At 60.9% G+C, this 13,693-nt stretch carries 10 protein-coding genes and 1 pseudogene; 9 read left to right on the top strand and 2 right to left on the bottom strand.

Features of this window, described 5'->3' with window-relative positions; genetic code table 11:
• Positions 1-2 precede the first annotated feature (2 nt).
• The 5 genes from IPK17_RS21465 to IPK17_RS21445 all read left to right on the top strand — a co-directional run bounded on the left by IPK17_RS21465 (position 3) and on the right by IPK17_RS21445 (position 5,829).
• On the top strand, positions 3-1,427 hold the full coding sequence (locus tag IPK17_RS21465) for an ATP-binding protein (protein WP_343419743.1): 1,425 nt from the start codon (positions 3-5) through the stop codon (positions 1,425-1,427).
• A 31-nt stretch (positions 1,428-1,458) separates the two neighbouring features.
• A complete protein-coding gene (locus IPK17_RS21460) occupies positions 1,459-2,802 on the top strand; it encodes a LysM peptidoglycan-binding domain-containing protein (protein ID WP_343419742.1) in 1,344 nt (447 codons plus the stop codon).
• Positions 2,803-2,896: 94 nt separating this feature from the next.
• Positions 2,897-4,444, top strand: a complete 1,548-nt coding sequence (locus IPK17_RS21455; protein WP_343419741.1) for a beta-propeller domain-containing protein — start codon at positions 2,897-2,899, stop codon at positions 4,442-4,444.
• Positions 4,445-4,640: 196 nt separating this feature from the next.
• Positions 4,641-5,387 (top strand): 3-oxoacyl-[acyl-carrier-protein] reductase, encoded by a 747-nt coding sequence (fabG, locus tag IPK17_RS21450; RefSeq protein ID WP_343419740.1) that lies wholly within the window; start codon positions 4,641-4,643, stop codon positions 5,385-5,387.
• Positions 5,388-5,481: 94 nt separating this feature from the next.
• Positions 5,482-5,829, top strand: a complete 348-nt coding sequence (locus IPK17_RS21445) for a histidine triad nucleotide-binding protein (RefSeq protein WP_343419739.1) — start codon at positions 5,482-5,484, stop codon at positions 5,827-5,829.
• 65 nt (positions 5,830-5,894) lie between these two features.
• Here IPK17_RS21445 and IPK17_RS21440 read toward each other — a convergent pair whose 3' ends face one another.
• Positions 5,895-6,962: a DsbA family protein gene (locus IPK17_RS21440; protein ID WP_343419738.1), complete on the bottom strand. Its 1,068-nt coding sequence runs from the start codon at positions 6,960-6,962 to the stop codon at positions 5,895-5,897.
• A 121-nt stretch (positions 6,963-7,083) separates the two neighbouring features.
• On the opposite strand from IPK17_RS21440, the gene IPK17_RS21435 reads away from it, so the two are divergent.
• The 4 genes and pseudogenes from IPK17_RS21435 (at position 7,084) to IPK17_RS21420 (ending at position 12,459) form a co-directional block, all read left to right on the top strand.
• Positions 7,084-7,758 carry a copper homeostasis protein CutC gene (locus IPK17_RS21435; RefSeq protein WP_343419737.1) on the top strand — a complete coding sequence of 225 codons (675 nt, stop codon included), beginning with the start codon at positions 7,084-7,086 and terminating at the stop codon, positions 7,756-7,758.
• A 95-nt stretch (positions 7,759-7,853) separates the two neighbouring features.
• Positions 7,854-10,556 carry an aconitate hydratase AcnA gene (acnA, locus tag IPK17_RS21430; RefSeq protein ID WP_343419736.1) on the top strand — a complete coding sequence of 901 codons (2,703 nt, stop codon included), beginning with the start codon at positions 7,854-7,856 and terminating at the stop codon, positions 10,554-10,556.
• A gap of 315 nt (positions 10,557-10,871) precedes the next feature.
• Positions 10,872-11,273: pseudogene (gene rnhA / locus IPK17_RS21425) on the top strand (ribonuclease HI); the annotation flags it as partial.
• Between the two features lie 16 nt (positions 11,274-11,289).
• Positions 11,290-12,459, top strand: coding sequence for an aminotransferase class I/II-fold pyridoxal phosphate-dependent enzyme (locus tag IPK17_RS21420; protein WP_343419735.1), 1,170 nt, complete (start codon positions 11,290-11,292; stop codon positions 12,457-12,459).
• Here IPK17_RS21420 and IPK17_RS21415 read toward each other — a convergent pair.
• Entirely contained in the window at positions 12,456-13,520 is a 1,065-nt protein-coding gene (locus IPK17_RS21415; protein ID WP_343419734.1) for a tetratricopeptide repeat protein, read from the bottom strand. The genes IPK17_RS21420 and IPK17_RS21415 overlap by 4 nt on opposite strands.
• Positions 13,521-13,693: the final 173 nt, after the last annotated feature.

Raw genomic sequence — 13,693 nt, 5'->3', positions numbered from 1 at the left:
CCATGAATGTGGATGATCAGCTAGCGGAGAGTATCAAGACCGGGCGCACCGAGCGGCTCGATTGGCTGGTAGAGGGCGCGGCGGTCGAAACGATTGCCGCGTCACTGGCAGCGATGGCCAACACCTTCGGCGGCATGCTGCTCCTCGGCGTGAGCCTGAATAATGCCGTGCTCGGGGTGCGCGACCCGGCGGCGGTCATCGACCGCGTGCTGCAGGCCGCCCTCGCCATTGAACCCGCCCTGATCATCCCCTTGCCGGTGACCGCGCAGGTCGCCGGCAAAACCGTAATCGTCGCGCGCATTCCTCCGGGGATGCCGCACGTCTACTCGTTCGATGGCCGCTTCCTCGTGCGGCAGGGCGTCGACAACAAACCGCTCAAGCCGCGTGACCTGCGCCGCCTGTTGATTCAGCGCGGCGAAGTCAGCTTCGAGACGGAAGTCGTGTATGGAGCGAGCCTCGACGACATCGACTGGAATCGCGCCAAAGCCTACGCTGCCAATCTCCCCGGTGAGACCAGCCCGGAAACCGCCCTGCTCCGCCGCGCGTGCATCGTCCGGCATGAAGGCCGTTTACGCCCGACCAACGCCGGGATTCTGCTGTTCGGCAAAGAGCCGCAGCGCTTCCTGCGCGGCGCAGCGATCACGGCGGTGCGCTTTGCAGGCGAAACCATGAGCGATAGCTTCAACCGCGAAGATATCACCGGTACGCTGCCAGACCAGATTCGCCGTGCCGAAACCTTTCTGCATGATCATCTGCGCAAAGGCGTGAGCATCGGCAAAACGATGGCGCGCGCCGAAAGCTACGAGTACCCGATGGAAGCGGCGCGCGAACTGGTCGTCAACGCGGTCGCCCACCGTGACTACAGCATCAGCGGCGATGAGATTCGCCTGTTCCTCTTCCGTGACCGCCTCGAAGTGACCAGTCCCGGCGGGCTGCCCGGCCCGGTCACCATCGACAACATCAAAGATGAGCGTTTCTCGCGCAATCCGGTGATCGTGCAGGTGCTCTCGGATATGGGCTTCATCGAGCGGCTCGGCTACGGCGTCGACCGCGTGATTGCCCTGATGCGCGAAGTCCGCCTGCGTGACCCGGAATTCGCCGAAACGGCGGGCGGTTTCCGCGTCATGCTGTTCAACCAGACGATTGAACCCCCACCCCCGCCCGAAAGCCCGCACGATACCCAGCCCCGCTTCGACGGCACCTATCAGGGCCTGGCGATCAACCCCCGGCAGGAAGCCGCCCTGATCTATCTGCATGCCCCCGGCACGACCCGCATCACGAACAGTGATTTGCAGGGATTGTGCCCCGACGTCCACCCGGAGACGATTCGGCGCGACCTCGCCGACTTAGTTACAAAAGATATTCTCCGGAAAATGGGCGAAAAACGCGGTTCGTACTATATTTTAAAGTCAGATATAGTGACGTAACTCAGCGTGCTCTAAGCCAAAGGGGAGACGAATGCGGCTGTTCCGTATGGTGCTGCTCATGTTGATCATCGGGCTGGTGGCCTTACCGGCTGTCAGTTTACCCGTCGCGCAAACTGATCCGGCGCAGTGTACTACGCTTGTCGAACGGGCCGTGCAGACCGTCGGCACAGCCTGCGATGGATTAGCGCGTAATCAGGCCTGCTACGGCAACCAACTCATCGACGTGGAGTTTCAGCCGGATCAAAGCCTCGTGTTTGCCAATGCTGGCGATGTGGTCGATCTAGGTGCGATCCAGCGCATCAGCACCACACCCTTCCAAAACGACACCAACCAATGGGGTATCGCCCTGCTCAAAGCACAGGCCAATCTGCCCGATAACCTCCCCGGCCAGAATGTGACCTTCCTGCTCTTTGGCGATGCCACGCTCGAAAACCCGACGCCGGATATGCAGCTCGTCAAAGTCGAGACGAATATCACGCAGGGGCTGGAATGTGAACAAGCCCCCTCCGGCCTGCTGATCCAATCGCCGAACGGCACGCAGGTCGAAATGGCGCTCAACGGCGCAGAAGTCATCCTTGGCTCGACCGTGTACATCACCGCGACCACCGAGAACGAGCTAATCCTCGCCACGTTGGAAGGTGCGGCGGTTGTCAGCGCCTTTGATCAGGTACGTGTCGTGCTGCAAGGCGATCAGATCACCCTGCCCATTGACGACGAGTGGATAGTCAACGACACGCCTTCGGAGACGCAGCCCTATGATCCGGCGCTCCTGCCTTACCTGCCCGTCTCGCTGCTCGACGACCCCGTACCGCTGCCGCCCGCGCCACCCGTACCGGGTCTCTCCACGCCGACCGTGACCCCGGTGCTCTGCCTGCCGCGCCCCGACTGGACGCAGCGCTACTCCGTGCAGTCCGGCGACACGCTGGCGGACATCGCCCGGCGAGCCGGCGTCAGTTTCCCCGAGCTGCAGGTCGCCAACTGCATTGCCGATCCCAACGTGATTCGCGCCGGTGATGTGCTGGTCGTACCTATCATGGTGCCGACACGCGTCCCACCGACCGTCGTGCCCGGCGCCACCTTCTACGCGACGCCCAGCACGATCAACCTTGGGCAGTGTACGACCGTCGCCTGGAACGTGACTGGAGCGGTGACCAGCATCATGATTGGCCAGAATTCGGTCGCGGCACAGGGCTCGGTCACCGATTGTTCATTTCAAGTGACGAGCACCCTCGTGATGTACGTCTATCGTCCCGATGACACCGTCGAAATGTATTCGACCACCGTCACCGTTGTGGACATCTGCGGCGACTCGATTTGCGGCTTTACTGAGAACAATTCGATCTGTCCAGCGGATTGCCCTCCGGTCACATTCTAGGCGGCGTAGGGGGATCGTCAAGTTGATCCCCCTATCCGTCAGCGGCGTTCGTTGCTATGCTATCCGCTCGTTTACTCGACGCAGGACGTTGCATATGCCTTTACGCTTGTACAATCGTGTGCGTGCCGCGCTGGTGCTGATCGCTTTGATCAGCGCGGCGTGCAATATGACCGCCGCGCCGACCGTGACTCCCACCGCGACGCCGACGGACATCCCCACGCTGACGCTCACGCCGTCGCCGACACCCCAACCGACCGACACCCCGACGCCCACCCTGACCCCGACCGCGACGCTCACGCCCTCGCTCACGCCGACCTTTACGGTCACGCCGACGCCATCCAATACGCCGGGGCTGGTAGCGACGTTCACCTACTACGACAACACCAATTTCATCGACGCGCCGGATAACATCCTCAGCCTGCTCGCTTCGCCCATGCTCGCCTATCTCAACACCAACAACCGCGACACGGTCGGCGATGCGCGCACACCGCAGCCCGGCAATGATGTCGAAGTGCTCTATTACGTCTCCCCAACTGCGCCGAATGGTCGCATCCCGATCCTGCAGTTCGAAGCGTCAACGGGGACGGACGTGTTCATCTCTCGGAATGGCAGTTCCATCGCCTACATGCGCCCAAGCACGAACCCCGCCGTCTCCGGGCTGTATCTCGTTGATCTTGAAATCGGCATCACCGGGCGCATCCTGCCCCTCGACACGCTGACCCAGCGCGGCATTTACAGCGAACCCGTGTGGTCGCCGGATGGCGAGCAGCTCGCCGTCGTGCTCTCGACGGGCTATGACCTCGACATCTTTACCGTGCGCCATGACGGCACTAATCCAACCAACATCACCAATCACGGTTCATATGACTTCTTCCCGTCGTGGTCACCGGACGGCCAGTATTTGCTGTTCGTGTCGGATCGCCTGCGCTGCCCCAGCTGGATTCCCGGCGAACCGGGCACCTGTGATGGCTCGACCGATACGCCCACGGGCGGCAACGTCTTCGTCATGGAAGTCGCGACGCGGCAGGTACGGCAGGTCTCCGATGTGTGGGTGAGCGAACCGCCGCGCTGGCTAAATCCGCGGCAGGTCGTGTATGCCGCGGGTGACCCGCTGTTCGGTGACCCGGAACGCTCACTCTGGATTACCGACATCGTGAGCGGCGATTCGCGCCAACTGCTGAATGGTACAGATCCGCTCAAGCTGGCTGAATCATGGTCGCCAACTGGCCAACAGGTGATCTATCAGGCGGCGGGGAGCACCAGCACTGAAATCGTGTTGGCGGGGGCCGGCGGCGACGAGATCGGGCGCATCCGCGACTTGATCTTCACGCGCTACGGCATGTCCGCCGCGTGGTCGCCGGATGGCACACGCATCGCCATCGGCGGCATCGGCTCCGACTGCCCGTATGGTGTCATCGTTTACGACTCCAATCTGAACAACATCGCGAGCGGCAGCCCACCGCCGAGCATGTGCGAGCCCGCCTTCTCGCCGGATGGCCGCTGGATCAGCTTCACCGGCGTGAACCCGAACATTGACGGGCGTATGGATGTGTATATCGCCAACTCGAACGGCTTCGGCGCGAGCAACATCACCGGGGCGCTGCGCGGGAATATTCACCTCGTCGGCTGGATCGGCGGATAGCGGTTAGTCCTTTAGGGGAAACTGGGCAGGCGAGGTAATCTTTTCTGTGTAGGGGCAAAGCATGCCTTGCCCCTACGACTAACGCTTATCCAGAAGCGAATGATTCGTGCTGTTCTAGACCCGCTGGTGTTTTTGTTTTTGCTAACGGCTAACTGCTAACAGCTCTCAGGCTGCTGTGCAAAGGAGATCAAACTTCATGACCCAATTGACGGACAAAATCGCGGTGGTGACAGGCGGCAGTCGCGGCATCGGCAAGGCGATTGCGCTGGAACTGGCGAAGCGCGGGGCGACCGTCGTCGTCAACTACCAGAAGAACGCGGACGCGGCCAACGAAGTCGTCGAGGCGATCACGGCGAACGGCGGCCAAGCGCTCGCCGTGCAAGCGGACGTCAGCCTCGAAGACGACGCCAACCGCCTGATCAAGACGACTATCGATACCTATGGCAAGCTGGATATCCTGGTCAACAACGCCGGGACGACGCGCGACAACGTCATCATGCTGATGGGCGCAGACGACTTTGACACCGTCATCCAAACGAATCTGCGCAGCACGTGGCTCGTCTCCAAAGCCGCCGTCCGTTCGATGATGCGGAAGCGCTATGGCCGCGTGATTAACATCACGAGCATCAGCGGCATCATGGGTAACGCCGGTCAGACCAACTACAGCGCCAGCAAAGCGGGCATCATCGGCTTGACCAAAGCGCTCGCCCGTGAAGTCGCACCGCGCGGGATCACCGTCAATGCGGTCGCGCCCGGTTTCGTCCTCACCGACCTGACGGCCAACCTGCCCGAAGATATCGCCAAGAAGCTCAACGAGAACATTCCGCTCGGGCGCTGGGGTACGGTTGAAGATGTGGCGTCGGCTACGGCTTTCCTCGCCTCGGACGAAGCGTCGTACATCACCGGGCACATCCTGACGGTCGATGGCGGCTTGGCGATGTAAAAACAGTTGAAAGTTAAAAGTGACGAGTAACAAGTCAAGAGCTTTTCACTTTTAGCTTTCGACTTTTGACTTTTAACTAGTCTCAGGAGACAGCATGCCGACCATTTTCTCAAAAATCGTCGCGGGGGAGATCCCGGCGGATATTGTCTACCAGGATGAGCGCGTGACGGCCTTCAAAGACATTCACCCGCTGGCGCCCGTGCATATTCTGATCATCCCCAACAAGGAGATCGCCACGGTTGACGATGTCTCGCCGGAAGACGAGGCGACGCTCGGTCATTTGTTTGTCGTGGCGAAGGAAGTCGCGCGGAAACTGGGCATTGCGGAGAGCGGCTACCGCCTGATCATCAACTGCAAGGGCGACGGCGGGCAAGAAGTGTTTCATATGCACATGCATCTGCTCGGTGGCAAAAAGCTCGGCTCGATGCTGGCGAAATCGTAGAGCACCCTCACCGTCCCTCTCCCCAAGGAGAGGGACGGTTGAGCAAAGCGAAACGGGATATGGATCTAGCTCGCCGGGGTGACTTCCGCCGTCGGTTCAGCGACTGCTTCAGGCGTCGCTTCCGGCGTCGCCGCGACCGCGGGCTCGGTGGCTTCGACGGCGGGCGTTGCCTCGGCAGTTGCTTCCGGAGTCGCTTCCGCACCGCCCGTGCCCAAGCGGGCAATTTCGGCATCAATCGCGGCGATCAACGCATCTCGATCCGTGACAACCACGCCTTCCGCATCCGTCGGCACAACGCCGTTGATAGTGATGGTCGGCGTCCCGGAGAAATTGAGCAGACCAGCCGCCGCCGTCCGGGCCGTCGCCAACACCTGCGACGTTTCAGCACTGCTGATGCAGCCGTTGCGCAGATCGATGTTGAGCGCGCCCGCGCCCGACTGCAAGCGATTCGCCGTGAACGCCTGATTCACATACAGCCCCTGCCAATTGAACAACGCATCCTGGAACGCCCAGAACTTGTCCTGTTGGAGCGCGCACATCGACGCGCGTGCCGCCCCTTCGCCATTGGTGACACTGCCCGTGCCATAGAGCGGCACGAAGATCAGCGCCATGCTGCCTGCCTTCACGCGCTCAACCAGCGCCTGCTGGTAACCCTCGTGGAACTCGCGGCAGTGCGTGCAGTCAAAGCTGGAATACATGCTCACACGCACGGGCGAATTCGGGTCGCCGAGCACGGGGTAGCCTTCCTGCGTCTGCCCCTGCTCGATGTCGGCGTAGCGCGCGACCGCGTTTTCCGGCACAGGCGCATCCGCCGGGATGCTCGTGACCAGCAGCGCGAACACCACCAGCAGCACGATGCCACCGATCACAATCCCGCCGATCGTCAAACGCCGACGCTGACGTTCCTGTTCGCGCTCCTGCTTACGTTCCACCGCGCGCGAACCACCGCCGCCGCCGCCCGTGCTGCGGCGTTCGGGTTCCGCGCTGCCCTCGCTCTGCGTTTTGCGCACACGCGACTTGGATGTAAAGGTGCGTTCGACATTGGTCGTCGACCGCTTTTGCTCAGTTGCCTTGTTCCCAGAGCCACCGCCCTGCTTAGGGTTCTTGTTCTTCGGATTATTTCCCTGCGTCATATCAGCCTCAATCATAAGAATTAGACGCTTAAGTCTACAACGCATGTCGCAAAAGACAACCTCGTCGGGTTGCCAAATAGTGGGGTATCCTAGCCCCCATGTTGGAACAGAAAGAGCTGTGATGTATCGACTTGAAGTGATCGCGACCAACCTAGCCGAGGCGGTCGCCGCGCAGACCGGCGGCGCGCACAGTGTCGAAGTGTGCGTCGACCTGGCGGTCGGTGGGCTGACGCCGCCGCTTGATACAGTACATGCCATCCGTGACGCCTTGAGCATCGACATCAATATGATGGTGCGACCACACGCGGAAAACTTCTACTATTCGCCGCACGACATCGACCTGATCTTGCAGCAGGCCGAAGCAGCGGCAAGCATCGGCGTGACCAGCATCGTTTTCGGGGCGCTGACCTCCAATCGCGAAGTCGATGCGGCCCTCGTGCAGCAGGTCAAAACGGCGGCGGGCGGATTGCGCCTCACGTTTCATCGAGCCTTGGATGAGGCAGTCAATCCGACGCAGGGGATTCTCGCGCTCCGTGGTCAGGCCGAACGCTTGCTCTGTTCAGGCGGCGCGCCGGATATCTGGCAGGGGCGCGAACAGATGGGCAGATGGGTGCGGCAGTTCGGCGATCAGTTTACGTTCGCCTGCGCTGGCGGTGTCACGCTGGCCAACTTACCGGAACTGGTACGCATCACCGGCGCGCCGGAGTATCACGTCGGGAGCGCGGCGCGCGCGCAGGGCGTGGTCAAAGTCGAGAACGTGCGAGCGTTGGCGGCTGTTCTGCAGCACATTGAATAGAAACGGTCAATCAGGCGGATAACGAGGTTCAATTGGATTTTAAGCCCGCTTATTCGCTACAATGAGGTCATAAGTTCACCCCAAGGACATATCCAATGGCACAACGTGTTGATACTTTTGGTTCACGCGGCACATTTAACACCGGAAGCGGTGAGGCCGTTATCTATCGGTTGAGCGAACTGGCGAAGCGCGGCATCGGCCATGTTGACAAGCTGCCGTACAGCATCAAGATTTTGCTGGAAAATGCGCTCCGCAACCTCGATAACTTCGAAGTCAGTGAAGACAATGTCGCGGCGCTGGCCAGTTGGAGCGCCAACTCAACGCAGGCCATCGAAATTCCGTTCAAGCCCTCGCGTGTGATTCTGCAAGACTTTACTGGCGTGGCGACCGTCGTCGATCTCGCGTCCCTGCGCAGCGCGGTGGCCCGCGTCGGCGCGAACCCGCGCAAGATCAACCCGATTGTCCCGGTCGATCTCGTCATCGACCACTCGGTGCAGGTCGACCGCTTCGGTTCATCCGACGCGATTCTGCTCAACGCCCAGTACGAATTTGAACGCAACCGCGAACGGTATGAATTCCTGCACTGGGGTCAGAAAGCCTTCGAGAGTCTGAAAGTCGTGCCCCCGGCGACCGGGATTGTGCATCAGGTCAACATCGAATATCTGGCGAAGGTGGTGCATCTGCGCGACGACGCGGGCGCGCTGACCGCCTTCCCCGACACACTCGTCGGCACGGACAGCCACACCACCATGATCAACGGCCTGGGCGTGCTCGGTTGGGGCGTGGGCGGCATCGAAGCCGAAGCCGCGATGCTCGGCCAGCCAATCTACATGCTCATGCCGCAGGTCGTCGGCTTCAAGCTGAACGGCTGTCTGCCGGAAGGCGCGACCGCGACCGACCTCGTGCTCACCATCACGCAGATGCTGCGCAAGCGCGGCGTGGTCGACAAGTTCGTCGAATTCTTCGGCCCCGGCTGCTCGATGCTCACCCTGCCCGACCGCGCCACCATCGCCAACATGGCGCCCGAATACGGCGCGACGATGGGCTTCTTCCCGATTGACGACGAAACGCTTGACTATCTGCGCCGCACGGGTCGTCCCGAAGCGCAGGTGCAGTTGGTCGAACGCTACGCCAAGGAACAGGGCTTGTACCGCACGTTCCACAATCAGGCCGAATACACTGACATGCTCGAACTCACCCTCGACGATGTGCAGCCCAGCATGGCCGGCCCCAAGCGCCCGCAGGATCGCGTGCTGCTCAAGGATATGAAGTCGGCCTTTGAGAAGGCGCTCACCACGCCGATTGATCAGCGCGGCTTTGCGCTCGATCAATCCGCGCTTAGCAACCGCGCGCACATTGCCGATAACGGCCACAGCGCCGATATTGGTCACGGCGCGGTCGTGATCGCGGCGATCACGAGCTGCACCAACACCAGCAACCCGATGGTCATGCTCACGGCGGGTCTGCTGGCGAAGAAGGCGGTCGAAAAGGGTTTAGCGAGCAAGCCATACGTCAAGACGAGCCTCGCTCCCGGTTCGCGCGTCGTCACCGAATATTATGACAAGGCCGGTCTGACGCCCTATTTGCAGGCGCTCGGCTTCCACACGGTCGGCTATGGCTGCACGACCTGCATCGGCAACAGCGGCCCGCTGCCGCAAAAGGTGTCGGATGCCGTTGTGGAAGGTAATCTCGTCGCCGCCGCCGTGTTGAGCGGCAACCGCAACTTTGAAGGCCGCATCAATCCGTTCATCAAGGCGAATTATCTGGCGTCGCCGCCGCTGGTCGTGGCCTATGCCTTGGCAGGAACCGTCGATATTGACCTCGCGACCGAACCGATTGGCGTCGGCAAGGATGGCGAGGCCGTCTATCTCAAGGATATCTGGCCGACAAACCAGGAAGTTCTCGAAGTCATGCAGACCGCCATCACGCCGGACATGTTCCTCAAGCAGTATGGCAATGTCTACAACGGCAACTCGATGTGGAACGAAATCCCCAGCGTGACCGGCGACGTGTTCACGTGGGACAGCAGCAGCACCTACATTCAGGAGCCGCCCTTCTTCATGGACTTTGATCCGCAGCCCTCACCCATCAAGCCAATCAAGGGGGCACGCGCGCTGGCGCTGCTCGGCGACTCGATCACGACCGATCACATCTCCCCGGCAGGCGATATTGCCCTGAACAGCCCGGCGGGCAAGTACCTGCAGGAACGCGGCATCCAGAAGGCCGACTTCAATGTGTACGGCGCGCGTCGTGGCAACCACGAGATCATGATCCGCGGCACGTTCGCCAACATCCGCCTGCGCAACCAGCTCGTCCCCGGCACCGAAGGCGGCATCACCATGTACCTGCCAACGAGTGAAGTCCTGCCGATCTACGATGCGTCGCAGAAGTACATCGCCGATGGCACCCCGCTTGTCGTCATCGCCGGTCTGGAATACGGCACGGGTTCCAGCCGTGACTGGGCGGCCAAGGGGACGGCGCTGCTCGGTATCAAGGCGGTCATCGCGCGCTCGTACGAACGCATTCACCGCAGCAATCTGGTGATGATGGGCGTGCTGCCGCTGCAGTTCAAGGACGGCGAAAGCGCCGAAACGCTCGGCTTGAACGGGCGCGAAACCTTCGAAATCGTCGGCATTGACGACAGCGTGCAGCCCAAGTCGGAACTGACCGTCATCGCCAAGTCGGATGATGGCACGGTCAAGACCTTCCAAGCCATCGCCCGCATCGATACGCCCGTCGAAGTGGAATACTATCGTAACGGTGGCATCCTGCAGACCGTTCTGCGCAAGATGCTGTAAATCTGCCTCACGTCTGCCCCTCTCCGTTGGGAGAGGGGAATTAGGCACTTATCTGGACGCGCGGCGGCGCGTCCGTTTTCTTTTGACGCCGCGATGCGTTAAGCTAACGTCACAGTTGACTTTCACGAGTACATCTCTTTTGTAGGGTCAAGGCATACGGGTAAGTGCGCGGAAAACCGTGAAAGCCGGGTATCGGTCGACTTGGGAACTTTGCGGACGCGATAAATCGCGTCCCTACGAGAGGCCGTGCTGGTGTAGGGACGCAATTATGCAGTTTAAGAAAACGATACGGATTACCCCTCACCCAGTAAGCCGAATCCCGGCCCCGGTGGATGGGCCGCACTCCTGATCTACGGTGAGCATCAGCGCGAGATCAGCGGTGGCGAACGCTCCACGACCAACAACCGCATGGAACTCATGGCGGCCATCGAAGCGCTCAACGCGCTGACCCGCCCGTGCGAGGTCGATTTCTTCACCGATTCGCAGTATGTCAAGAAAGGCATCAGCGAGTGGATCAGCAAGTGGCAGCGGAATGGCTGGCTCACTGCCGACAAAAAGCCCGTGCTGAATCAGGACCTGTGGCAGCGGCTGTACGAACTCACACAAATTCATACCATTCACTGGAAATGGACTCGCGGACACGCCGGGAATCCGTACAATGAACGGGTAGATCAACTCGCAACTCAGGCTCGTCTGCAACTCCGCGACAGCCGCTAAATCCGGAGCACTGCCCATGCCAACCATGTCCAACCGCGTTGCCCCGTTCGGCACGACGATTTTCACCGAGATCAATCAGCTCGCCTTGCAGCACAACGCGATCAACCTGGGACAAGGCCGCCCGGATTTCGACGGTCCCGCGGACGTGATCGACGCGGCCATCAAGGCCCTGCAAAATGGCGCGGTCAACAACCAGTATGCGCCGGGGTTGGGCGCGGTTCCACTGCGCCAAGCGGTGGCTGCCCATGCTCAGCGCTTCTACAATCTCCCCGTCGATCCGAACGCGGGCGTCGTGGTGACGGCGGGCGCAACCGAAGCGGTTTTCTCGTCGGTCATGGGCTTGATCGATCGGGGCGACGAAGTCATCCTGATTGAACCGTACTTCGACAGTTACGTGCCGAATCTCGTCATGGCGGGCGCAACGCCGATCTATGTTCCGCTCCACCCGCCGACATGGACGCTGGACCCGGACGAACTCAAGGCGGCCTTCAACAGCAAAACCCGTGCGATCATCCTCAACACACCGCAGAACCCCACTGGGCGTGTGTTCACCCGCGAAGAACTCACGTTCATCGCTGATCTGTGCAAGGAACACGACGTGACGGTGATCTCCGATGAGGTCTACGAGCACCTGATCTTCGATTCGGCGCAGCACATCCCGATTGCGAGCCTCCCGGACATGTTCGAGCGCACGGTGACGGTCAGCAGTTTGGGCAAAACGTTCAGTGTGACGGGCTGGAAGATCGGCTGGGTGTATGGCGCGCCTGAACTCATCAAAGGCGTGAATCAGGCGCACCAGTTCATCACGTTTGCGGCCAATCACCCGGGGCAGATCGCGGCGGCGTATGCGCTCAGCCTGCCGGGGACATACTTCGAGGAATTTCAGACGATGTACGCTGCCAAGCGCGACCTGATGATGTCAGCGCTCAAAGGCGCGGGCTTGAAGGCGCGCACGCCCGAAGGCACCTACTTCGTCATGGCGGATTTCTCCGATGTGTTCGACGGGGATGATCTCGAATTCGCCCGCTACCTCACATCGGAAGTTGGCGTCGCTTGCATCCCGCCGACCTTCTTCTACAGCACGGAACACGCGCACATGGCGAGCACGCAGGCGCGCTTCGCGTTCTGCAAGTCCGACGGCATGCTCCAACAGGCCGCCGAAAGACTGGCGACGCTCGCGCGTTAGCCGATCATGTACGGGATCGTGCCCGTGAAGATCAGGGAGCCGATCAAGATCGCGATGATCACGCCCGTGATAACTGCCCCTGCGAACATGATGCCCGCGGTAAACCATTTTTGCTGCGGGTCGTAGAACATACGCACTTTATCCATGGTGCTGGCGAGCTGCACGACGGCGATCAGCGCCATGAGAATGAACAGCGCCACGGTCACCGATGCGCCCAACAGGAACAGCACAAAATTGATCGCCGCATACACGACGACGAGCGGCAGCCAACGCAGCGCAACGCCGTAGGCATGGCGCACCAGCGATCCACCGCCGTTCTTGGTCATGGCCCAACGGTGTGACGCATACACGCCCGCGTATTCCATGCCGAGGATGATCGGGATCGTCAGCAGTGGCGTGAGCAGGATTTTGAAGATGCTGCTGACCGCCTGCGGGAAGCGCAGCACGATCACAATCGACGTGGCAAACCCCAGCAGCGCAACGACTACTGCCACGACGACCGACAGCAGCCAGAAGCGCCACCACGTCGCCTTGCCGAGTTCACCCGTGAACAGGGTCACGCCCGCCGCGCGTCCAAACGTTTGAAAACCCGTGCGCAGCAAGCCGATGCCATCCCGCGCCACCTTTTGTGGACTCACGCGCAGCGGCGCGCCGGGAATATTGAACGGCAGCGCGAACCCGGTCCCCTGCACTGCGCCGGGCGCATCATCCTGAGCATGCAGCGAACGAATGCGACTGCTGCGCGGCTGCTCGCTGCTCGCCTGCGGGCGCGGCGCGGGTGCTGCGCCAAACGCGGTCGGCACGGGTTCGGCGACGGCGGGTTCCCGCGCCTTCAGTCGATCCAGCACTTCGCGTGCTTTTTCGTTCTTCGGGTTGATGGTGAGTACACGCTCTAAATACTGCCGCCGCAGCGCCGTATCCGGTTCGAGCACCGCGAGGTAGTACCACGCCCGTTCGTTCTTCGAGTCGATTTCTGCCACGAGCATAAACAGTTCACGGGCTTTGGCGCGATCCCCGGCCTGAAACGCGGCGATCCCCTCTTGCAATAAATCCTGTCCCATACCCCAACCTTATGCGTAGTTCGCAGACGCTAGCTCTAGTTTACTCGCCTTGCGCAAGCCTGATCGTTAGACTTTATGGTACATCAGCGTCACCAAAATTCCACAAAACGTCTCCGCTGCCCGTTGGCCTCATGAAGCGTATGCCAAGATTCACCTGACCAAACGGCCTGCCA

The organism is Candidatus Flexifilum breve (assembly GCF_016713355.1).
Note: the sequence above shows the minus strand (reverse complement) of the source record. Positions and strands in the feature narration are given on the sequence as shown.